Origin of the sequence: Agrobacterium sp. CCNWLW32 (assembly GCF_037083425.1) — a bacterium.
Taxonomy (GTDB): domain Bacteria; phylum Pseudomonadota; class Alphaproteobacteria; order Rhizobiales; family Rhizobiaceae; genus Agrobacterium; species Agrobacterium radiobacter.
In genome coordinates this window covers 382,662-406,271 of record NZ_JBAOJM010000004.1, presented here as the reverse complement: position 1 = coordinate 406,271, position 23,610 = coordinate 382,662, and the positions used below count along the sequence as shown (strand labels likewise).

The window sequence follows — 23,610 nt, the reverse complement described above, 5'->3', positions numbered from 1 at the left end:
GCGGATGTCGTCCTTATGTTAGGGGCACATAATAGCGGGCAGCAGATATGCCCGTGTGAGTTCGGGGAGTTCGATGAACCCAAATTTCAGAAATTTCGCCTTGTGGGCCGTGATCGCCCTCTTGCTGATCGCGCTGTTCAGCATGTTCCAGACCTCGCCGACGCAAACGGGCTCGCGGGAAATCCCGTACTCCCAGTTTCTTCGCGATGTGGATTCCGGGCGAGTTCGCGACGTGACCGTCACCGGTAACCGGGTTCTCGGAACCTATACCGAAAACGGCACGGCCTTTCAGACCTACTCCCCCGTCATCGACGACAGCCTGATGGAGCGCTTGCAGAGCAAGAACGTCACCATCGTCGCGCGTCCCGAAAGCGATGGTTCCTCCGGTTTTCTGAGCTATCTCGGCACGCTTCTGCCGATGTTCCTCATTCTCGGCGTCTGGCTGTTCTTCATGCGGCAGATGCAGGGCGGTTCCCGTGGCGCGATGGGCTTTGGCAAGTCCAAGGCCAAGCTTCTGACGGAAGCGCATGGCCGCGTGACGTTTGATGACGTCGCAGGTGTGGACGAAGCCAAGCAGGACCTCGAGGAAATCGTGGAATTCCTGCGCGATCCGCAGAAGTTCCAGCGCCTCGGCGGCAAGATTCCGCGCGGCGTGCTGCTTGTTGGCCCTCCGGGTACCGGTAAGACGCTTCTGGCGCGTTCCGTCGCCGGCGAAGCCAATGTGCCGTTCTTCACCATTTCCGGTTCGGACTTCGTGGAAATGTTCGTCGGCGTCGGCGCAAGCCGCGTGCGTGACATGTTCGAGCAGGCTAAGAAGAATGCACCCTGCATCATCTTCATCGACGAAATCGACGCTGTCGGCCGCCATCGCGGCGCCGGTCTTGGCGGCGGTAACGACGAGCGCGAGCAGACACTGAACCAGCTGCTGGTCGAGATGGACGGTTTCGAGGCGAATGAAGGCATCATCCTCATCGCTGCCACCAACCGTCCCGATGTTCTTGACCCCGCACTTCTGCGTCCAGGCCGTTTCGACCGTCAGGTCGTCGTGCCGAACCCTGATATCGTCGGCCGCGAGCGCATCCTCAAGGTGCATATCCGCAACGTGCCGCTGGCGCCGAATGTCGATCTCAAGATTCTGGCCCGCGGCACTCCCGGTTTTTCCGGTGCGGACCTCATGAACCTCGTCAACGAAGCCGCCCTGATGGCTGCCCGCCGCAACAAGCGAGTGGTCACCATGCAGGAATTCGAGGACGCCAAGGACAAGATCATGATGGGCGCGGAGCGCCGCTCCTCCGCCATGACCGAGGCCGAAAAGAAGCTGACGGCCTATCACGAAGCCGGCCATGCCATCACCGCGCTGAAGGTTGCCGTGGCCGATCCGTTGCACAAGGCGACGATCATTCCGCGCGGCCGTGCACTGGGTATGGTTATGCAGCTGCCGGAAGGCGACCGCTATTCCATGAGCTACAAGTGGATGGTGTCGCGCCTGGTCATCATGATGGGTGGCCGCGTTGCCGAGGAATTGACCTTCGGCAAGGAGAACATCACGTCAGGCGCGTCTTCGGATATCGAGCAGGCCACCAAGCTTGCCCGCGCCATGGTCACGCAATGGGGCTTCTCCGACGCTCTCGGCCAGGTGGCCTATGGTGAAAACCAGCAGGAAGTGTTCCTTGGCCATTCCGTCTCTCAGTCGAAGAACGTCTCCGAGGCGACAGCGCAGACGATCGACACCGAAGTCCGACGTCTGATCGACGAGGCCTATACCGAGGCACGGCGTATCCTCACGGATAACCACGATGGCTTTGTCGCAATTGCCGAGGGTCTTCTCGAATACGAAACCCTGACGGGCGACGAGATCAAGGCGCTGCTGAGGGGTGAGAAGCCGGCGCGCGATCTGGGTGACGATTCTCCGGGCAGCCGTGGTTCGGCGGTGCCGAAAGCCGGCGCCAAGAAGGACGGCCCGAGCGAAGCAAAGGGTGACGGTGAGGCCGAAGGCGGCATGGAGCCGCAGCCGCATTGATCGTCCGCGCATGTTAGAAATTGTAAAAGGCCATCCGGGTTTCCGGGTGGCCTTTTCATTTTGGTAACAAGATATAAGCCATTTTTGCGGTAATTTACGTGCTGTTTATCGTGGTTTGTGGCATCTAGCCAAAAACGCTTCCGGCTGTTTTCAGCTTTTGCCGGAATGCCCGAAAGATTTGGAGTTCAAATGGCACGCCGTTATTTCGGAACCGATGGTATCCGCGGACAATCGAACGTATTCCCCATGACGCCTGATCTGGCGATGCGTGTGGGCATTGCCGTTGGAACGATCTTCCGCCGGGGCCATCATCGTCATCGCGTGGTCATCGGCAAGGATACGCGGCTTTCCGGCTATATGCTGGAGAACGCACTGGTTGCCGGTTTCACCGCCGCCGGCCTTGATGTCTTCCTGCTCGGCCCCATCCCGACGCCCGCCGTTGCCATGCTGACCCGGTCGCTGCGCGCCGATATCGGCGTGATGATCTCGGCTTCGCACAATCCCTTCTCCGATAACGGCATCAAGCTTTTCGGACCTGACGGATACAAGCTCTCCGACGAGCTGGAGCTGGAGATCGAGGACCTTCTCGACAAGGATATCTACGCCCAGCTCGCCAAGCCGAGCGAGATCGGCCGCGCCAAGCGCGTGGATGGTGACATCTATCGTTATATCGAATTCGTCAAACGCACCCTGCCGCGCGATGTGACGCTGAGCGGGCTTCGGATCGCGATCGACTGCGCCAATGGTGCTGCCTACAAGGTCGCACCCGCTGCGCTCTGGGAACTCGGTGCGGAAGTCGTCACGATCGGCAATGAGCCGAACGGCATCAACATCAATCTCGAATGTGGCTCCACCCATCCGGAAGCTCTGCAGAAGAAGGTGCATGAAGTACGGGCTGATATCGGCATTGCTCTCGACGGCGATGCGGACCGTGTCATCATCGTCGATGAGCGCGGCGAGATCGTCGATGGTGACCAGCTGATGGCTGTCATCGCTGATAGCTGGGCTGCCGACAACACGCTGCGCGGCGGCGGCATCGTCGCGACTGTCATGTCCAATCTCGGGCTGGAACGCTTCCTCGGCGACAAGGGCCTCACTCTTGCCCGCACCAAGGTGGGCGACCGTTATGTCGTCGAGCACATGCGCAACCACAATTTCAACGTCGGCGGTGAACAGTCCGGCCATATCGTGCTGTCGGACTATGGCACGACGGGCGATGGCCTCGTCGCGGCATTGCAGGTTCTCGCCAAGGTCAAGCGCTCCGGCCTCACGGTCAGCGAAGTCTGCCGCAAGTTTGAGCCGGTGCCGCAGCTTTTGAAGAACGTGCGTATCTCCGGCGGCAAGCCGCTGGAAAATCCTGTTGTGCAGCAGGCGATTGCGGATGCGGAAAGCGCATTGGCCAATAATGGCCGCCTCGTCATCCGCCCCTCCGGCACCGAGCCGCTGATCCGCGTCATGGCGGAAGGCGATGACAGCGCGCAGGTGGAGCAGATCGTCAACGATCTCGTCGGCGTCATTGCCAATGCTCGCTCGGCCGCGTGAGCCGAGGCGTCAGTAATGTCCTAACAAAGCCGGCTGCCCAGCCGGCTTTTTCTTTGACTGTATGCTAATAAATATAGTGAATGATCGTGGTTAATCGGGACTTAACCATTTTATGTCAATCTCCATGACTGAACAGTTCACTGGCATCTGCTGCCGAAACCGCACGTGCCTCTTCTGGAGTGGAAGTCATGAAAAACGCCCTGGCCGGATTTCTGGCCGTCCTGCTGACCGGTACCAGCGCTATCGCTGCCGATCTTTATCAAGCCGAGCCCGCGCCGGCCTATGTCGAGGCCCCCGAGGTCGCGATCACCCAGGCGAGTGGCTGGTATCTGCGCGGCGATGTCGGTTATTCCTTCAACAAGCTGCGCGGCGCCCATTATTATCAGGGTGGCCCGGGTGGCTATCTCGCGGATTTCGAAACCGCGAAGATCAAGGACAGCTACATCATCGGCGCCGGCGTCGGTTATCAGTTCAACAACTATTTCCGTAGCGACTTAACCTTCGACTACATGGGCAAGTCGGATTTCCGTGGCTCTACTCGTGGCTATTGCGGCAACGGTGCTGACTGCGTCTCGACGGACCTGAGTGCGCTGAGGGCCTACACGCTGATGGCAAATGCCTATGTCGATCTTGGCACTTATGGCCGCGTCACGCCTTACGTGGGTGGCGGTATCGGCGCATCCTATGTGAAATGGGATAAGCTGCGTAACACGTCCTGTGCAACGGACGGATCCGGCTACTGCGACCCGACCACCGAACATGGCGGCAAGGGCAAGTGGCGCTTTGCCTACGCTCTGATGGCCGGTGCGTCCATTGACGTCACCTGTAACCTGAAGGCCGATATCGGCTACCGTTTCCGCCACATCAACAAGGGCGATATGTTCGCTTATGAGAATGGCGGCGGTCCGGGCCGTGACAAGGGCCTCTATTCGCATGAAGTGCGCGTCGGCGGCCGTTATGTCTTCAATGGCTGCGACACTGCGCAATACATGCCGCCCGCTGATATTCCGCTGCAGCCTGCCGTTTATAAATAAACGTCACGCACCGCTGGTACTTTCAGACCGTCCGCATCCTCCGGGTGCGGGCGGTTTTGTTTTACCGGCATCGGACACCGCGCATGACGCATATGGACCAAAATTCTTCTGCGCAGCGACATATTCCGCTTGACTGGGATCGGCGACAGGAATAGCAACGGCGTCAGGACACCTCTCCCTAACGAGAGGCGCCTATCTGAAAGGGTAGTTAAATGACAGATATAGTGAAGCCGGACGTGCGTCCGGGCAATACGCATTTTTCCTCTGGTCCCTGCTCGAAGCGTCCCGGTTGGTCGCTAGATGCTCTCTCCGATGCGCCGCTCGGTCGCTCGCATCGCGCCAAGGTTGGCAAAGCCAAGCTGAAGCAGGCCATTGATCTCACCCGTGAAATTCTTGATGTTCCTGCCGATTATCGTATCGGCATTGTTCCCGCATCCGACACCGGCGCTGTTGAAATGGCGCTCTGGTCGCTGCTGGGCGAACGCGGCGTTGACATGCTCGCCTGGGAAAGCTTCGGCGCTGGCTGGGTTACCGACGTCATCAAGCAGCTTAAGCTGAAGGACGTGCGCAAGTTCGAGGCCGATTACGGTCTGCTGCCGAATCTCGCCGAAGTCGATTTCGACCGTGACGTCGTCTTCACCTGGAACGGCACCACCTCTGGCGTTCGCGTTCCCAATGCCGACTTCATCCCTGCCGACCGTAAGGGCCTGACCATCTGCGACGCCACCTCGGCGGCCTTCGCGCAGGACATGGACTTTACTAAACTCGACGTCGTCACCTTCTCCTGGCAGAAGGTTCTGGGCGGCGAGGGCGGCCATGGCGTCATCATTCTTTCGCCCCGCGCCGTCGAGCGCCTGCTGAGCTACGCGCCGGCATGGCCGCTTCCGAAAATCTTCCGCATGGTCTCCGGCGGCAAGCTCATCGAAGGCATATTCACCGGCGAAACCATCAACACGCCGTCCATGCTCTGCGTTGAGGACTATATCGACGCTCTGCTGTGGGCGAAGAACCTCGGTGGCCTGAAGGCGCTGATCGGCCGTGCCGACGCCAATGCCAAGGTCATCTACGACTTCATTGAGAAGAACAACTGGATCGCCAACCTGGCCGTCAAGCCGGAAACCCGCTCCAACACCTCCGTCTGCCTGAAGATCGTTGATCCCGAGGTGCAGGCGCTGGATGCCGCCGCACAGGCCGATTTCGCCAAGGGCGTCGTCGCCCTGCTCGAAAAGGAAAATGTCGCCCTCGATATCGGCGCTTACCGCGACGCACCGTCCGGTCTGCGCATCTGGGCCGGCGCGACCATCGAGACGGCCGATATGGAAGCCGTCATGCCCTGGCTCGCCTGGGCTTACCAGACGCAGAAGGCAGCACTTTCCAAGGCTGCCGCCTGATTTTGATACCGGCCCTGCGCTGATGCAGGGCCGCACATTCCCCGTTTTCAAAACTGCACCGCTTTTCAAGGAGCCCGTGAACCATGGCACCTCGCGTACTCGTATCCGACGAACTGTCGGAAACCGCCGTCCAGATTTTCCGTGATCGTGGCGTCGAAGTCGATTTCCAGCCGAAGCTCGGCAAGGACAAGGACAAACTTGCCGAAATCATCGGCAATTACGATGGTCTGGCCATTCGTTCCGCCACCAAGGCGACCGAAAAGCTGATCGAGGCGGCAACCAACCTCAAGGTCATCGGCCGCGCCGGCATCGGCGTCGACAATGTCGATATTCCGGCCGCCTCGCGCCGCGGTATCATCGTCATGAACACGCCGTTCGGCAACTCCATCACGACTGCGGAACATGCCATCGCGCTGATGTTTGCCGTTGCGCGCCAGCTTCCGGCCGCCGACAGCTCTACGCAGGCCGGCAAGTGGGAAAAGTCGAAATTCATGGGTGTCGAAATCACCGGCAAGACGCTCGGCGTCATCGGCGCCGGCAATATCGGCTCCATCGTCTGCTCGCGTGCGCTTGGTCTCAAGATGCATGTTCTGGCCTACGACCCCTTCCTGTCGCCGGAGCGCGCGCAGGAAATGGGCGTCACCAAGGTTGAGCTCGACGAACTGCTGGCGCAGGCCGATTTCATCACCCTGCATGTGCCGATGACTGACAAGACGCGCGGCATCCTCAATGCCGAAAACCTTGCCAAGACCAAGAAGGGCGTGCGTATCGTCAACTGCGCCCGTGGCGGTCTGGTGGATGAAGCGGCTCTTGCCGAAGCCATCAAGTCCGGCCATGTCGCCGGCGCCGGTTTTGACGTGTTCGAAGTCGAACCCGCCACCGAAAGCCCGCTTTTCGGCCTGCCAAACGTCGTCTGCACGCCGCATCTCGGCGCTTCGACCACGGAAGCACAGGAAAACGTCGCTCTTCAGGTTGCCGAGCAGATGTCGGATTATCTGGTCAAGGGTGCCGTCTCCAACGCCATCAACATGCCGTCGATCACGGCTGAGGAAGCACCGCGCCTGAAGCCTTTCATCCGTCTGGCGGATGTTCTCGGCTCCTTCGTCGGTCAGGTGCAGGAAAGCGCCACCAAGGAAATCGAAATCCTTTATGATGGCGCAACCGCCAACATGAACACCAAGGCGCTGACCAGCGCCCTTCTGGCCGGCCTGATCCGCAGCCAGGTTGCGGATGTGAACATGGTTTCGGCCCCGGTCATGATCAAGGAAAAGGGCATCATCCTTTCTGAAGTCAAGCGCGACAAGACCGGTGTTTACGACGGTTACATCAAGCTGACGGTCAAGACCGAAAACCAGATACGCTCGGTTGCCGGCACGGTGTTCTCGGATGGCAAGCCGCGCTTCATCCAGATCAAGAACATCAACATGGATGCGGATGTCGGATCGCACATGATCTACATCACCAACACCGACGTTCCCGGCATGATCGGCTTCATGGGCACCACGCTCGGCGAAGCTGGCGTTAACATCGCCAACTTCCAGCTCGGCCGTGAAAAGGAAGGCGGCGACGCCATCGCGCTGCTCTATGTTGACGGCCCGGTTTCCGAAGAGGTGCTGGACAAGCTGCGCGCCAACCCGGCCATCCGCCAGGTCAAGCCGCTGACGTTTAACGTCGACTGATCTATCGTTCCTCCCAAGGGGACAATAAGGACCGGTGCAGGGGCAACCCTGCGCCGGTTTTTGTTTCTCCAGTTGCCCATTTTATGGCAATCCGCGCCGGTCTCGCGCCTCGGTTGCATATCACAAAAAATTTAAGCCGAGTGGTCTAAAAATGATGATCATGAGTTGCTATATCGCCTGCTGAGATGCCGCTCATGGGAGGGCGGCCAACAGGAGATAACGATGTTTGCTGCCTTTCGGCGCTTCAAGGGTTTGTTCGCAGTCGCCGCGCTTGGTATCGCGGTGTCTTTCGTAGCTGTTGATATGGCAGAAGCACGCCGCGCCAGCGGTGGTTTCGGCAGCCGCGGCACGCGCACCTATTCGGCTCCGCCTTCGACCAGCACGGCACCCGGCCAGACCGCGCCGATCAACCGCAGCATGACGCCCAATACTAATCAGGCAGCACCGAGCGCTGCTCAGCCGGCCCGTCCCGGTGCGCAGGCGCCGCAGCAAAATCGCGGCCTGTTCGGCGGCATGATGGGTGGTTTGATGGGCGGCCTGTTGATGGGCGGCCTGTTCGGCATGCTTCTCGGCGGTGGCTTTGGTGGCATGGCCGGTTTCTTCGGCATGCTGCTGCAGGTGGCGCTGATCGGCCTCCTCGTTATGCTCGCCATGCGTTTCTTCGCATCGCGCCGTCAGGGTCAGCCCGCTTATGGCTCGGCCGGCGGTTCGCAGCGCACGGATCATTCAAGTTCCTCCTATAATGGCGGTTCGCAGGCGGGTCCTTCCGCATCCTCGTTCAAGATTCCGAAGATTGGTGCTCTGGCCGGTGCTGCGGGTGGTGCTGCGGCTGCTACTGCGGCAACGGCAAAGCCCGTGCCCCACGCCAATGCCATCTCGGAAGGCGATGAAATCGGTATCACGCAGGGTGACCTCGAAACCTTCCAGAAAATGCTGGAAGATGTGCAGGCTGCCTATGCGGCCGAGGATTACGGCACGCTGCGCAAGCTGACGACGCCGGAAGCCATGTCCTATCTCGCGGAAGAACTGAGCGACAACGCGACCAGCGGTGTGAAAAACGACGTGCGCGACGTGACGCTGCTGCAGGGCGATGTCGCCGAAGCCTGGCACGAAGAAGGGCAGGATTACGCAACGGTTGCGATGCGTTACTCCGCCATCGACGTGATGCGTGACCGCACGTCCGGCAAGGTAGTCGAAGGCGATGAACAGCATCCGTCCGAAGCGGTCGAGATGTGGACCTTCGTCCGTCGCCCCGGCAACGATAACTGGCAGGTCGCCGCCATTCAGGCCGCCGCCTGAGGCAACAGCCCGAGTTTTATCGAACGAAATGGCCCGGAGGCTCACGAACCTCCGGGCTTTTGTTTATCAGGACGCAAAGACGTCGACCGTCCTGAAATTCGTCCCGGATACTCCTTGCCCTGGGCAGACGCGGCAGGGCAAAAAAACGATTGATAAATCTAACGGGTGATATCTCCGCCGATCATTGGCTGCAATTTCCGCTTCACCCTGCTATGCAGGGCTTTGATCCCTGTTTGTCGTGGCATGTCGCCGGTGCATGGCTCGACCGCTTCACGGAATTGCCTTTTTTCATTCATCCGGCATTCAGTCCCTGCATCCTAACCAGAAAGCATACACGTCAATGTGACTTTTCGCGCCGGTTCTAAACCGCTTTGGGAAGGGAACCACAGGCGCAAAACAGCGTTGACAATCCAATTCCCGGCCCGCCTCCCGCAAGCCGGGCTGGGTGGCCGGGCAATGCAGGCCCTGCGAGAACGGAGAGCTATCGAGATGAAACGCTTCGACCTGATCGACGGGATGCGTGGTTACTTCCTCGTCTTCATGCTGATCAACCATCTGGTGTTTGCCGGCGGCTTCTGGCTGGTGGAAATCAATCACCGGCAGTTTGCCTTTGTCGAGGACGCGCAGGGCTTCGTCTTCCTGTCCGGCCTGCTGATCGGCATGGTCTATGCGCGCAAGATGATGAAATATGGCTATGATGCCGGCAAACAGATGATCTGGAACCGAGCGATGGAGCTCTATCGTTATGCGATGGGTCTCGTCATCGCCGTGCTGTTCTTCCGCATGGTCATCCCGCATGCGCCCTATATCTGGTACAACTGGCTGGGCATGACGACGTTCGACGATCCGCTGCGTCTGGCGGCGATTGCGACATTCCTTTTCCAGCCGACCTTCATGGATATTCTGCCGCAGTATATCGTCTACATGCTGTTTGCGCCGGTACTCGTTAAGCTCTGCCTTGACGGCAAGTGGGCCTATGTCATGGCCGGTTCCCTGCTGGTCTGGATGGCGGGCCAGCTTGGTCTTCAGCAGATCGTGACGACGCCGCTCAACGAACTCGTCAAGGGTGCGGACGAGCAGGGTATCCGCGTCAGCTTCAACCTGCTTGGCTGGCAGCTCGTTTTCTATTCGGCGCTGGTGATGGGCGCGATGACGGCGCAGAACCGCATTCCGTGGAAGGCGATCTTCTCGCCGCAGCACACATGGCTTCCAAAGGCAGCGCTTGTCATCTGCCTGTTCTTCATGCCGCTGCGCATCGCCACCGCCTGGGGCCTGATGCCGGAATTCATGATGGGCAAGTTCTCCACCATGGAAATCCGCGCCGATTTCGGCCCGGTTTACCTCATCAACTTCCTGGCGGTTGGCGTCGGCCTGACCTGGCTGGTGATTGCCGGTCCGCACCACCACCGTCCGCTCGTGCGTTCCATCGCCGAAGGCGTCATCTGGGTGCTGTCGTTGAAGTTCCTGCAACTCCTCGGCCGCCATTCGCTGCAGGTCTATGTCTGGCATGTGGCGATCGTCTACGGCGTCTATTATCTCGACGGCCGCACGGCGGAACTGTCGCAGCTCAACAAGACGCTGATCGCTTTTACGGCCATCGGATTGCTGGCCTTGCCGGCCCTGTGGCGGGAGCGCGACAAGTGGTTCGGCAGCAGCGGCCAGAAGACTGCCGGCGCTTAACAGCCCGTCGCGGACCGAATCTGATTGCTTTGCGGGGCGGTTTTCCGCCCCGTACTTGCGTGCGCGGCCATTCCTTTCTATATGCAGCCCTTAAATCCGCAGATCGGCGAGACAGGACGGCCCGGTTGATGGCCATGGCTTCTCGCAGCGGATGACCGACAGGCGGCGGGGCCTTTACCCCCGTTATGACTGACGATGGGAAAAAACGTGAATACGCTCGATTTTGACAAGAGGCCGGAAGATACCCGGATCGTTGTCGCCATGTCCGGTGGCGTCGATTCTTCCGTGGTGGCCGGTATCCTCAAGCGCGAGGGCTATGATGTCCTCGGCATTACCCTCCAGCTTTACGACCACGGCGCCGCCGTGCACCGCGCCGGCTCCTGTTGCGCCGGGCAGGATATCGACGATGCACGCAGGGTCTGCGAAACGCTCGGTATCCCCCACTACGTGCTGGATTACGAAGCGCGATTCCGTGAAACCGTGATCAACCCCTTTGCCGAAGCTTATGCGATGGGCGAAACGCCGATCCCCTGCGTGGCCTGCAACCAGACGGTGAAATTCGCCGATCTGCTTGCCACCGCGCAGGAACTGGGCGCGGATGCCCTGGCGACCGGCCATTATATCCGGTCGCGCCCCAATCCCGTTGCCGGCCAGCCGGGGCGGCGTGCGCTCTATCGGCCGATCGACAGCGACCGTGACCAGAGTTGGTTCCTGTTCGCAACAACGCAGGAGCAGATCGATTATCTGCGCTTTCCGCTCGGCGGCCTCTCCAAGGCCGAAACGCGGGCGCTGGCGGAAGAGATGGGGCTTGTCGTCGCCAAGAAGGCCGACAGCCAGGACATCTGTTTCGTGCCGCAGGGCAAATATACCGATATCATCAACAAGCTGAAGCCGAATGCGGCATTGGCGGGCGACATCGTCCATCTCGACGGCCGCGTGCTCGGCCGCCACGATGGCATCGTGCATTATACGATCGGCCAGCGCCGTGGTATCGGTGTGGCGACCGGGGAGCCGCTCTATGTCGTGCATCTCGATGCGCGGGGCCGCCGGGTCATCGTCGGCCCGCGCGAGGCGCTGGAAACCCGTCGTGTCTATCTACGCGACATGAATTGGCTGGGCGACGGCGAGCTGGCGAGTGACGCAGGGCAGGGCTTTGCCTGTTTCGCCAAGGTGCGCTCCACCCGCCCACCAACCGAAGCGATGCTGCATGCGGACGAAAACGGTATCTATGTGGATCTGATGACCGGTGAGGCCGGTGTCGCGCCCGGGCAGGCCTGCGTGCTTTATTCCGCGCCGGGTGCCGATGCCCGCGTTTACGGCGGCGGTTTCATCGAACGGTCGGAACGCTCGGTTGAAGCCGAGGCATCGCTCAAGGCGCTTCTGGAAAAGCCGGTTGCCGCCTGAAACCATTCGCTTTTTGCAGCGATGCGGAAAGCGAATTTTTTGCGCATCTTGCGCTTGACACTTTGGGGAGCCGCACCTTATAAGCCGCTCATCCTGATGGAACGGCCGGTCACATGACTGTCACGTTTCCACTGTGGCGGGGTAGCTCAGGTGGTTAGAGCAGCGGAATCATAATCCGCGTGTCGGGGGTTCAAGTCCCTCTCCCGCTACCACTTTCCTTCATATGAAAAATTCAAACCGCGTCGTTCTGCGCCCGTGTTTCGTTGCTTTTCCGAGCGGGAAAAACGATGGATCATTTGGTGTTTGCCGGCAAGTTTCGCCCAAAAAAGGGAAACCCGCTTACTGCAAAAATGCAGCCAGCGGGTCTCAACCTCTACCCCCTCCCACAAGGGCGGCTGCACAAAAGCACATTGAATGAATTATGGCAAGATCAAGGCGACCATATTGTTGCGGTGGAGGGCCCTGTTCTCCAGTTTATTGGTGGATGGCAAAGCGTAACCAGTTCCGTGCGCCGTTGGTAAGGGGAGCGGTAGGACACCAGGTTTTCGGTGCAGCCCATTTTTTCAACGGCCCGCGGTTGGTAATGTGTCTTGTGCGGTGAAACCTGTTCGCGGCCATAAACGATCATGTCTGCGGCAAGCGAGGTGGTTGGTATCGACAGGACGGCGAATGCGGCAGTCAAAAGAATTCTTCTCAAATATGCGGACATGGCTCTTCCCCGGTTTATCAACGCAGGAGAACGTCCGGCGCATATGAGCCGTTCCAGGGTTGATGCTGATATTTTCGCGGGTGGCGGCGGCGGCAAAAAAAGATGCCCGCTCAAGGCGGGCAATCAGAGGGGAACTGAGGTTAGGAGCCTCGCGTCTGAAACGGACATCTTCAGCATAAGTTCCGCTTGCAGGATAATTTCCGCAGCGTCGTGCCGACAGGACAGCTGTGAAGGCAAGGTATTCGAGGCCGCATCGCCCGGAAAGATTCGGCGTGCGGAAACAATGGTGCTTCCTGAGGATTCAATCTTTAGGGAAATTTGGAGCGGGCGAAGGGATTTGAACCCTCGACCCCAACCTTGGCAAGGTTGTGCTCTACCCCTGAGCTACACCCGCTCAAATCCACCGGTCCGGGGTAGTACGCTGAACCGTGGGCCGCCAAGCGGCGACGGGCGCTATATCGCTCAATCGATTCTGGAATGCAACAGGGAAATGACAAAAACGCGAAAATTTCTTTGAGAAATGCGACAAGCGGCGGAAATGATTGAGAATTTTTCATTTCGCTGTTTTTTCCTGCGTTGCCAAGCGTCAGTTGCCCCCTTAATCAGGAAACAAGGAAAACGGAATCGACAGAGGCAGGCGGCAGGATATGGCGGAAAATTCCCAGAAGACGGCAACGGAACTGTTCGAGTTTCTCGACGGGCTTGGCATTTCCCACACCACGAAACAGCATGAGCCGGTGTTCACCGTCGCCGAATCCCAGTCGCTGCGCGACCTCATTCAGGGCGGTCATACAAAGAACCTCTTTGTAAAGGACAAGAAGGATCAGTATTTCGTGCTGACGGTTGAGGAAAATGCGGCCGTGGACCTGAAAAGCGTTCACAAGACCATCGGGGCGGCAAGCCGCGTGTCCTTCGGCAGGCCGGAAAAAATGTTGGAATATCTGGGCGTCGTGCCGGGTTCGGTCACGGTGTTCGGAGCCATCAACGACACGGACAGGCAGGTCACCTTCGTGCTCGACAGCGATCTTCTGGAAAACGAGCTGGTAAACGGCCATCCGCTTTCCAATGACCAGACGACAACGATCGCGTCCAAAGATCTCATTCGCTTTCTCGAGGCAACCGGACATGCGCCGCTTGTCTTGAAAGTCAGCGAGTGAGATACGATCTTTGCTTCAAATAAGACAAATGACAGAAGTTTACGGGAGACCGGCATGAGCGGCGACAATAATCCTTACGGCGGTTCCTATAGCGGGCAGATGACCGCAAGCGCGCATCACAATGGCGAGCTTAACGGTGCGGCCTCCGGCCACATCAAGGACACGACGACGGCTGCCTTCTCCAAGGACGTTCTTGAAGAATCCCGTCGCCAGCCGGTTCTGGTGGACTTCTGGGCGCCCTGGTGCGGCCCGTGCAAGCAGCTGACGCCGGTGCTTGAGAAGGTCATCAACGAGGCGAATGGCCGTGTGAAGCTCGTGAAGCTGAACATTGACGATCATCCGTCCATTCCCGGCCAGCTCGGCATCCAGTCGATTCCGGCAATCGTCGCCTTTGCCGACGGCCGGCCCGTGGATGGCTTCATGGGTGCCGTTCCGGAAAGCCAGATCAAGCAGTTCATCGAAAAGATTGCCGGACCTGACGCGGGCGATCCCAAGGCTGAGATCGAGGCCGTTCTGACCGACGCGAAGCAGCTTCTGGCAGATGGCGATTTTAACGGCGCAGCGCAGCTTTTCGGCGCCGTCATGCAGGCCGATCCGGAAAATCCCGCAGCGATTGCCGGTATCGCCGAATGCATGATCGCGGTCGGTCAATATGAGCGGGCCAGCGAGCTGCTCTCGTCCCTGCCTCAGGAACTCAATGACGATGCGGGCATTCAACTCGTTTCGAAAAAGATCGCGCAATATGAGGAAGCCCGCAAGATCGGCGACCCCGTGGCGCTGGAGCGCGAGCTGGCACTTGATCCCGATCAACACGAGGTGCGGGTGAAGCTTGCCAAGGTGCTGAACGCGCAGGGCCGACGCGACGAGGCGGCGGATCATCTGCTTTATATCATGCGCAAGGACCGCACCTTTGACGATGACGGCGCGCGCCGCCAGCTTCTGGAGTTTTTCGAGGCCTGGGGTTTCAAGGATCCGGCAACCGTTGCCGGCCGCCGGAAGCTTTCGGCGATACTGTTTTCGTAATGCGGGCATATCCCGGCCAGGGCGGTTGCTCCGCCGGCCGGGCAGCAGTGAACAGGGGGCTTGATCCCATGCACGTCGGAAATGCGAGATATGTAAAGAACGACGACCTGCCGGAAACCGTGCCGGTATTTCCACTTCCCGGTGCCCTGCTGCTGCCGGAAGGTCATCTCCCGCTCAATATTTTCGAGCCGCGATATCTTGCCATGATCGACACGGCACTGGCGGGCCACCGGCTCATCGGCATGGTGCAGCCGGCCCTTCATGTCATTGAGTCCGGCCTTGAGGGCGGACCTCTGAGCGCAGTCGGATGCCTCGGCCGCATCACCTCCTTTTCCGAAACAGGTGATGGCCGTTACATCATCTCGCTCACCGGTGTGTGCCGTTTCCGCCTGCTGGAAGAGGTTGGGGTGGGCGAGCCCTATCGCAGCTTCCGGCATGCGCCTTTCATCGCCGATCTCTCGGGCGAATACGACGAGGAGGCCGTGGATCGTGAAAACCTGCTGCGGGTATTCCGCTCGTTTCTGGATGCCAACCAGCTGGAAGCCGACTGGGAAAGCGTTGAAAGGGCCGGCAACCGTGTTCTCGTCAATTCGCTTTCCATGATGTCTCCATTTGGACCCGCCGAAAAACAGGCGCTGCTGGAAGCGCCTGATCTGAAGACGCGAGCCGAAACATTGATCGCCATCACCGAGATCGTTCTTGCGCAAGGATCGGGTGAGGGCGGCAACGTGCTGCAATAGGATCGCCGCCATGGACGACAGGATGAGCAGTGTCGACCCCAAGCTGCTGGAGCTTTTGGTCTGTCCTTTGACGAAGGGGCGTCTTTCCTATGATCGCGCCCGTAACGAGCTCATTTCCGAAAGCGCCAGACTTGCTTATCCAATCCGCGACGGCGTGCCGATCATGCTGATTTCGGAAGCGCGCAAGATAGAAGACTAACCTCCCCGGTTATCACCTCCACACATTGCGTGTCGCGAATTGACGAAGATGCGTTGACAACCATGCGTGGATTTGACCAGAGTCCCGCCCGACATATCTGATGCGGGGAGAATACTGATGTCGTTGCGCGCGCTCGTCCGGATTTCGTTGGTTGTGGCCTCGGCCGCCCTCATTTTTCCGCCAGCCATGGCGGCGGAGCCCTCCCGCAAGGTTGTTACCACCCAAAACGGCGATTATTTCGGCTTCGATCTTCGCACTGAGCAGAATGTCTCGCTGGAGCAATGCGGCGAGATTTGCGTAGGCGATACCGTCTGCAAGGCCTTCACCTACAATCCCAAGGTGAAATGGTGCTTCCTCAAATCGGATTTCAATCAGCTGAACGCTTTCCCCGGCGCGGTTGCCGGCAAGATCGTGGAAGTGGTAGCGGAAACCGATATCGGCGCGCCGCAACGCCTGTCCTTCGTCACTGACAGTCTGCAGCAGGAAGCGCGCCGGCTGAAATCCGGCCTTGCGGCGAATGACGGTGAAGGCGGACAGAGCGTGGAAGCCCTCGTGCAGACGGCGCGGCAGCAGGCAACCGCGGGCAATATTCCCGATGCGGTCACGACCTATAAACAGGCGCTTGCTATCACGCCTGACGACGGCGCGCTCTGGGCGGAGCTTTCCGAAAAGGCGGCGCAGGTCACCGATAATTATTCGATTGCCGGGCAGGCCGCTTCCGCCGCCATCAATGCCTACCAGCTGAGCCGCACCGTCAGCGCCCGCACCGAGGCCCTGAACCGGCTGGCGAAGGCTTTCGAAAGAACCCAGAATTATCGCGCAGCACTCAATGCCTATAAGGAGAGCCTTGCGCTTACCGACAATGCGCAGACCAAGGCGGCCTATGCCGATCTGCGCACGCGGCAGGGTTTCCGCGTCATCAATAATACCGTGGATACGGATAGTGTCAGCCCGCGCGCCTGCGTGCAGTTTTCCGAGCCGCTGGTGAAGAACGGTGTCGATTATTCCTCCTTCATCACGCTGGATGGGGCAGCCCCCAAGGCCATCGAAGCGAAGGGCAGCGAGATTTGCGTCGAAGGCCTCACCCATGGCCAACGTTACAAGATCGCGCTGCGCGCCGGTCTGCCTTCCTCGGTGGAAGAGCCGCTGGAAAAGCAGGTCGATCTCGATATTTACGTGCGTGACCGTGCCGCCAGCGTGCGCTTCACGGGTGAGAATTTCGTGCTGCCGGGTACTGCCCGTCGCGGCATCCCCATTGTCTCTGTTAATGCCGACAAGGCCGACCTGAAGCTCTATCGCGTCGGCGACCGCAACATCACCTCGCTGCTCGCAAACTCGCAGTTTCTGACGCAGATGGACGGCTACAATGCCGACCGCATCGAAAACGAGATCGGCGAACTCGTCTGGCAGGGCTCGATCGATATCCAGCCCAATCTCAATAAGGATGTGGTGACGAGCTTCCCGGTGGATGAGGCATTGCCCGAGCGCAAGCCCGGCATCTATGTGCTGACTGCCGTTCCGCCGGGTACAGCGCCGGAGACTTGGGATTCCCGGGCCACGCAATGGTTCCTGGTCTCCGATACCGGCATCACCACCTATGCCGGAACCGACGGTCTGAATGTGTTCGTCCGAGCCCTTGGCAGCGCCAAGCCGCTTGCGGACGTGGATTTGCAGCTGCTCGCCAAGAACAACGAGGTGCTGGGCACGGCAAAGACCGATGCGGACGGCCGCGCGGTGTTCTCGGCCGGCCTGATGCGCGGCACTGCGGCGCAGGCGCCTGCCATCCTGACCGCGCGTAACGGCGACAAGGACTACGTTTTCCTCGATATGACCCGCGCAGGCTTCGATCTCTCGGATCGCGGCGTGACGGGACGTGCAGCGCCGGGCGCGATCGACGTGTTCAGCTGGACCGAGCGCGGCATTTACCGCGCCGGCGAGACCGTGCATGCCGCAGCGCTTGCCCGTGATGTCGACGGCAAGGCAATCGAGGATCTGCCGCTCACCTTCATCTTCTCGCGCCCGGATGGCGTCGAGGACCGGCGCTTCGTCAGTGATGGCAAGGCGCTGGGTGGCCATGCGGTCGATCTGTCGCTGCAGGCGAATGCCATGCGCGGCACCTGGACATTGCGCATCCATACCGACCCGAAAACGCCTGCGATCAGCGAAAAGAGCTTTCTCGTCGACGATTTCGTGCCTGATCGCACCGAGTTCGACCTCTCGAGCAAGGCGAAACAGATCGATCCGGGAGCGGAGACCGCAATCGACGTCGATGGCCGTTATCTCTATGGCGCGCCGGCCGCCGGTCTGACGCTGGAAGGCGAGGTCGCGATCAAGCCGACGCGCACCAGCGCGGATTTCGAAGGTTATTTCTTCGGTCTGGCGGATGAGGAAAGCGAAGAGGAAAACCGCACCGCGCTCGCCGACCTGCCGGTGCTGGACGAAGAGGGCAAGGCGAGTTTCAATGTTGACCTCACCGATCTGCCCTCCACCACTCAACTTCTTTCCGCCAACATCACTGTGCGCATGCGCGAAGCCGGTGGCCGCGCCGTGGAGCGCTCGCTGACGCTGCCTATCAAGGCGGAAGCCTCTGTTATCGGGATCAAGCCGCAGTTTTCGGGCGATCTCGCCCAGAATTCCGTCGGCCGTTTCCATATCATCGGCGTCAGCGCCGATGGCGCCAGGCAGGCGATGAACGGCCTCAACTGGAAGCTCATCAAGGTCGAGCGGAACTATCAATGGTATCGTCAGGGCAATTCCTGGCGTTACGAGCCGGTGGAATATACCAAGCAGCAGGAAGCGGGCACCTTGTCCGTCGATGCCAATGGCGGCGAGATTTCCGTGCCCGTCACCTGGGGCCGCTACCGGCTGGAAGTGGAGGGCGCGGGTAACGGCGCACCGGTTTCCAGCGTCGAATTCGATGCCGGCTTCTACGTCGAGGCAAGCTCGACGGAAACGCCGGATGCACTGGAAATTGCCCTCGACAAACAGAGCTACAAGATCGGCGATACGGCCAAACTCAAGGTATCCTCGCGTTTTGCCGGTGAGTTGATGGTGACATCAGGTTCGGAAAAGCTGATTGCCGTGCAGAATGCCGAGGTCGGTGAGGATGGCGGCGAGATCGACATTCCGGTCACCGAGGAATGGGGTGCGGGCGCTTACGTCACCGCCACGCTGTTCCGCCCCGGCGATGCGCAGGAAAGCCGCATGCCGATGCGCGCCATCGGTATCAAATGGCTCGCCGTCGATCCGGCTGAGCGCAAGCTTGCCGTCACGCTGGGCGCACCGCAGAAAACACTGCCGCGCCAGCCGCTTGAAATTCCGATCACGGTTGCGGGCACTGGCGTCGGCGAAAAGGCCTATGCCATCGTTGCGGCCGTCGATGTCGGCATATTGAACCTCACCCGCTATGAACCGCCAAAGCCCGATGAATGGTATTTTGGCCAGCGCCGGCTGGGGCTGGAAATCCGCGATCTCTATGGCCGGCTGATCGATGGTTCGCTTGGCGCCACCGGCCGGCTGCGCACCGGCGGTGACGGCGGAGGGGCGGCCCTTCAGGGCAGCCCGCCCACCGAAAAGCTCGTAGCCTTCTTTGCCGGTCCGGTCGAACTCGACGCTAACGGCAAGGCGACGGTGAGCTTCGATATTCCGCAGTTCAACGGTACGGCCCGCATCATGGCGGTGGCCTGGACGAAGACAGGCGTAGGACATGCCGTCTCCGATGCCATCATCCGCGATCCCGTGGTAGTCACGGCCAGCGCGCCGAAATTCCTCGCCCCCGGCGATGTCTCGCAATTGCGACTCGATATCGCCAATACGGATGGCGAGGCCGGCGATTACCGGCTGGATGTGACCAGCAACACGGCCTTGACCGTCGATCAGGGAGAGATGTCGCAGACATTGGCGCTGCAGAAAGGCGGCAAGTCTTCGCTGACGGTTCCGTTAACAGGTGAACAGCCCGGCAATGGTGCGATCACCATCAAGGTTTCCAATGCCGCGGGTGTTTCGCTGGAGCAGGTTCTGAACGTTCCTGTGCGTCCGGCTGTCCTGCCGGTGACGACGCGGCGCGAAATCAAGATTGCGCCGAACAGCAGCCTGACGATCAATGGTGATCTTCTGGCCGACAGCATGCTGCTCGGCTCCTCGGTCGCCGTCAACGTCACGCGCTCGCCCGCCTTCGATATTCCGGCGCTTGTGATGATGCTGGACAAATATCCTTACGGCTGCGCTGAGCAGACGACGAGCCGCGCTTTGCCGCTGCTTTATGTCTCGGAACTGACGAAGGACAGCGGCATGGCTGAGGACCCTGATACCCGCAAGCGGGTGCAGGAAGCGATCTACCGTGTGCTGTCCTTCCAGTCGAGTTCGGGCAGTTTCGGCCTCTGGTCGCCTGGTTATGGCGATCTGTGGCTGGATGCCTATATCAGCGACTTTCTGACAAGGGCGCGCGAGCAGAATTACGACGTTCCCGAAGCGGCCATGGTGCAGGCGCTGAACAACCTGCAGAACGGTCTTTCCTATGACAGCAATGTCAAGGATCGCGGCAACGAGATCGCCTATTCGCTTTATGTGCTGGCGCGAAACCGCAAGGCGGCGATCAACGATCTCAGATATTACGCGGATACGGCGCTCGCCGATTTCCCGACGCCGCTTGCCAAGGCACAGGTTGCCGCCGCCCTTTCGCTTTACGGCGATCAGGCCCGTTCGAAGACCGTGTTCGGCGCTTCGCTCGATATGGCAAGCCGCGCCACCAATGTCAGCTTCGCACGCGCCGATTATGGCTCGGCCCTGCGTGATGGTGCGGCGACACTGGCGCTTGCGGCCGAAAGCCGTCCGGTTCCGGCCGTCGTGCCGCAGCTTGCCGGTGCCGTGGCCAAGGAATGGGAAAAGAAGCCCTATACCAGCACCCAGGAACAGGCATGGATGCTGCTTGCCGCCCGCGCTGTCAAAGGCGAGGACAAGGATATCCGTCTCGATGTGAATGGTGATTTGCAGACTGGCGGTTTCGGCAAGCGGATGAGCGGCGATGAATTGCTGGCAGCTCCCTTGAAGATCGCCAATGCCTCGGCCGATCCGGTCACGGCTGTTGTCACCACCGTGGCGCCCCCGGCCCAGCCGCTCGCTGCCGGCGGCGAAGGCTTCACCATCACCCGCACCTATTATTCCATGGATGGCGAGGAGGTGAACCCGAGCGAGGTCACGCAGAACGAGCGTTATGTTGTGGTGCTGAATATCGTACCGAAGAATAACTGGCAGTCGCGCATTCTGGTGACGGATCTGCTGCCCTCCGGCTTCGAAATCGACAATCCCAGCCTCGTCAATTCGGCGGAACTGTCGAATTTCGACTGGTTGCCGGAAACGGAAGCGGCCCATACCGAGTTCCGTTACGACCGTTTCGTGGCGGCCTTCGACCGCTCTGCCGGTGACAGTTCGGAAATTGCGCTCGCCTATGTGGTCCGTGCTGTTACCCCCGGCACCTATGATCATCCGGCAGCTTCGGTTGAGGATATGTACCGGCCGCAATTTGCCGCCCGCACGGCAACCGGCCGCATGGAGGTGCGCTCGGCAACCCCATGAGCCGGAAAAAGGCAATCATCGTTGGCATCGTGACGGCCGCGTTGCTTCTGGGCGGCGCGGCCTTCGGTCTCGATGCGCTGGACAAGGCCTATCCGCCGCCGCTGGAGGCCGCACGGCAGCGATCTTTCGAGGTGCTGGATCGCGATGGCAAACTGCTGCGGGCCTTTGCGACAGCAGATGGCCGCTGGCGGCTCAAAACCACGGCGGCCGAGGTCGATCCGCAGTTACTGCGCATGCTGGTCGCTTACGAGGATCAGCGTTTCTACGATCACCACGGGGTCGATCCCTGGGCGCTTCTGCGCTCCGCGTGGCAATTGGCCAGCAACGGCCGGATCGTTTCCGGCGCATCGACGTTGTCCATGCAGGTGGCGCGGCTGATCGAGCCGCGCGCCGACCGGTCATTCTCGGCGAAATTGCTGCAGGCCGTGCGTGCTCTCCAGATCGAAAGAAGGCTCAGCAAAGCTGATATCCTCGATCTCTATCTGAATATCGCACCCTATGGCGGCAATCTCGAAGGCGTCAGGGCCGCAAGCCTTGCCTGGTTCGGCAAGGAGCCGGGCCGGCTGGATACGGCGGAGGCGGCTCTTCTGGTGGCGCTGCCGCAATTGCCGGAAAAACGCCGCCCGGATCGCTTTCCAGAGGCGGCGAAGCAGGCGCGGGAGCGCGTATTGCAACGGCTTGCCGTCGAGCGCGTGGTGGGCGACGGGGAGGCGGCGCGGGCGGCTCTTGCAGATGTGCCTTCCAGCAGGCGCGATCTTCCCTCCTATGCGCCGCATATGGCCGTTGCCGCACGGGCGAAATTCCCGAATACCGCCAAAGTGCGCTCTACGCTGACGCTGCCGATTCAGCGGGAACTGGAAGATGTTGCCCGCCATGCGGCGGAAAAGCTTGAGGACAAAGTCTCCGTCGCCATCGTCATGGCCGACGCGCAGACCGGCGATATTCTGGCGGAGGTCGGTTCGGCGGACTATCTCGATACGGCAAGACGCGGTTTCGTGGAGATGAGCCGGGCCGTGCGTTCGCCGGGCTCCACCCTCAAGCCGTTCATCTATGGCCTCGCCTTCGAAAATGGCCTTATCGGGCAGGAAACCATCATCGAGGATCGCCCGGCTGATTTTTCCGGCTACCGGCCACGCAATTTCGACATGCATTACCAGGGTGATGTCAGCATTCGCCAAGCGCTGCAATTGTCGCTCAACGTGCCTGCTGTCAAGCTGCTCGATGCGGTCAGTCCCTCGGCGCTGATGGTGCGGTTCCGGCGGGTGGGTGTCCGGCTCGTGCTGCCCACCAGCGAAGCGCCGGGGCTTGCCATCGCCCTTGGTGGCGCCGGCATTTCGCTGGTCGATCTGGTGCAGCTCTATGCCGGGCTTGCCGGCGGTGGTGATCCTGTGCGGCTTGGAGATGGTGTCCGCTCTGCCCCGGAACGGCTGGAGGGCGACCGGTTATTCTCCGATGCCGCGATCTGGAATGTCTCGGATATTCTCTCCGGCGTGTTGCCCCCGCTCGGCATGAAACAGCGCGGCATCGCCTACAAGACCGGCACCAGTTATGGGTATCGCGACGCATGGTCGGTGGGCTATGACGGGCGGCACGTCATCGGCGTCTGGGTTGGCCGTGCTGACAATGGCGCGGTGCCGGGCGTTGCCGGATACGCAACGGCGGCCCCGATCCTGTTCGAGGCTTTCGCAAAATCCGGTGTGGCGGTGACGCCGATGCCGGCCGCACCCTCCGGTGTCGCCCGCGTTGCCGTGAGCGACCTACCCGCCAACCAGCGGCGTTTCACCACGACGACCAGCGGCCTGCTTGCGGCATCGAGGCGGGAAAGCGCCCCGCGTATCGTTTACCCGCCGGAAGGCGCGCGGGTGGAGCTCTCCGGCCAGTCAGGCATTTCGCCGCTGGTGCTCAAGCTGCAGGGCGGGCGCGCACCCTTCCGCTGGCTTGCCAATGGCTTGCCTTTGCCGGATGCGTCCCACCGCCGCAACAGCGAATGGCGACCGGAAGGTCAGGGATTTTCCACACTCACGGTAATCGACGCCGATGGCCGTGCTTCGAGTGTACGGATTTTCGTCGAATAGCAGGGACGTCCAACTCAACAAAGGGTCGCCCCCCGTGCTTGCGTCGTACAGCGCCGCGAGCGTCTCATCAGTTCTTTTCCGCCG

General features: G+C 60.3%; 15 protein-coding genes and 2 tRNA genes. 16 read left to right on the top strand and 1 reads right to left on the bottom strand.

Going from position 1 to position 23,610, the window contains the following annotated elements; all coding sequences use genetic code 11:
- Positions 1-73 precede the first annotated feature (73 nt).
- The 10 genes from ftsH (at position 74) to V6R85_RS12245 (ending at position 12,570) form a co-directional block, all read left to right on the top strand.
- Positions 74-2,020: an ATP-dependent zinc metalloprotease FtsH gene (ftsH, locus tag V6R85_RS12290; protein ID WP_003506249.1), complete on the top strand. Its 1,947-nt coding sequence runs from the start codon at positions 74-76 to the stop codon at positions 2,018-2,020.
- A 189-nt stretch (positions 2,021-2,209) separates the two neighbouring features.
- A complete protein-coding gene (gene glmM, locus V6R85_RS12285) occupies positions 2,210-3,562 on the top strand; it encodes a phosphoglucosamine mutase (RefSeq protein ID WP_003506251.1) in 1,353 nt (450 codons plus the stop codon).
- A 188-nt stretch (positions 3,563-3,750) separates the two neighbouring features.
- Entirely contained in the window at positions 3,751-4,596 is an 846-nt protein-coding gene (locus V6R85_RS12280) for an outer membrane protein (RefSeq protein ID WP_020810728.1), read from the top strand.
- A 212-nt stretch (positions 4,597-4,808) separates the two neighbouring features.
- On the top strand, positions 4,809-5,987 hold the full coding sequence (locus V6R85_RS12275) for a phosphoserine transaminase (RefSeq protein WP_060723156.1): 1,179 nt from the start codon (positions 4,809-4,811) through the stop codon (positions 5,985-5,987).
- A gap of 83 nt (positions 5,988-6,070) precedes the next feature.
- Positions 6,071-7,666 carry a phosphoglycerate dehydrogenase gene (gene serA / locus V6R85_RS12270; RefSeq protein WP_003506257.1) on the top strand — a complete coding sequence of 532 codons (1,596 nt, stop codon included), beginning with the start codon at positions 6,071-6,073 and terminating at the stop codon, positions 7,664-7,666.
- A 222-nt stretch (positions 7,667-7,888) separates the two neighbouring features.
- The gene (locus tag V6R85_RS12265; protein ID WP_003506258.1) at positions 7,889-8,965 is read left to right on the top strand and encodes a Tim44 domain-containing protein; all 1,077 of its coding nucleotides are present in this window, start codon (positions 7,889-7,891) and stop codon (positions 8,963-8,965) included.
- Between the two features lie 489 nt (positions 8,966-9,454).
- Positions 9,455-10,645, top strand: a complete 1,191-nt coding sequence (locus tag V6R85_RS12260) for an OpgC family protein (RefSeq protein ID WP_003506259.1) — start codon at positions 9,455-9,457, stop codon at positions 10,643-10,645.
- 207 nt (positions 10,646-10,852) lie between these two features.
- Positions 10,853-12,049: a tRNA 2-thiouridine(34) synthase MnmA gene (gene mnmA / locus V6R85_RS12255; protein ID WP_080864759.1), complete on the top strand. Its 1,197-nt coding sequence runs from the start codon at positions 10,853-10,855 to the stop codon at positions 12,047-12,049.
- Positions 12,050-12,184: 135 nt separating this feature from the next.
- Positions 12,185-12,261: transfer RNA gene (locus V6R85_RS12250), tRNA-Met, on the top strand.
- A gap of 75 nt (positions 12,262-12,336) precedes the next feature.
- Positions 12,337-12,570 (top strand): hypothetical protein, encoded by a 234-nt coding sequence (locus tag V6R85_RS12245; RefSeq protein ID WP_111834182.1) that lies wholly within the window; start codon positions 12,337-12,339, stop codon positions 12,568-12,570.
- 507 nt (positions 12,571-13,077) lie between these two features.
- On the opposite strand, the gene V6R85_RS12240 is transcribed toward V6R85_RS12245, so the two are convergent.
- Positions 13,078-13,152: transfer RNA gene (locus tag V6R85_RS12240), tRNA-Gly, on the bottom strand.
- A gap of 253 nt (positions 13,153-13,405) precedes the next feature.
- Between V6R85_RS12240 and V6R85_RS12235 the strand changes: the two genes are divergently transcribed.
- The 6 genes from V6R85_RS12235 to pbpC all read left to right on the top strand — a co-directional run bounded on the left by V6R85_RS12235 (position 13,406) and on the right by pbpC (position 23,526).
- Positions 13,406-13,915, top strand: a complete 510-nt coding sequence (locus V6R85_RS12235; RefSeq protein ID WP_111833926.1) for a prolyl-tRNA synthetase associated domain-containing protein — start codon at positions 13,406-13,408, stop codon at positions 13,913-13,915.
- Positions 13,916-13,969: 54 nt separating this feature from the next.
- Positions 13,970-14,938 carry a thioredoxin gene (gene trxA / locus V6R85_RS12230; protein WP_111781992.1) on the top strand — a complete coding sequence of 323 codons (969 nt, stop codon included), beginning with the start codon at positions 13,970-13,972 and terminating at the stop codon, positions 14,936-14,938.
- A 68-nt stretch (positions 14,939-15,006) separates the two neighbouring features.
- Positions 15,007-15,678: an LON peptidase substrate-binding domain-containing protein gene (locus V6R85_RS12225; protein ID WP_003506267.1), complete on the top strand. Its 672-nt coding sequence runs from the start codon at positions 15,007-15,009 to the stop codon at positions 15,676-15,678.
- Between the two features lie 10 nt (positions 15,679-15,688).
- Complete coding sequence (locus V6R85_RS12220) at positions 15,689-15,877, top strand: Trm112 family protein (RefSeq protein WP_003506270.1); 189 nt, start codon at positions 15,689-15,691, stop codon at positions 15,875-15,877.
- 117 nt (positions 15,878-15,994) lie between these two features.
- Positions 15,995-21,451 (top strand): alpha-2-macroglobulin family protein, encoded by a 5,457-nt coding sequence (locus tag V6R85_RS12215; protein ID WP_111833925.1) that lies wholly within the window; start codon positions 15,995-15,997, stop codon positions 21,449-21,451.
- A complete protein-coding gene (gene pbpC / locus V6R85_RS12210) occupies positions 21,448-23,526 on the top strand; it encodes a penicillin-binding protein 1C (protein ID WP_336377057.1) in 2,079 nt (692 codons plus the stop codon). The genes V6R85_RS12215 and pbpC overlap by 4 nt, the downstream gene beginning before the upstream one ends.
- The last annotated feature ends 84 nt before the right edge of the window (positions 23,527-23,610 follow it).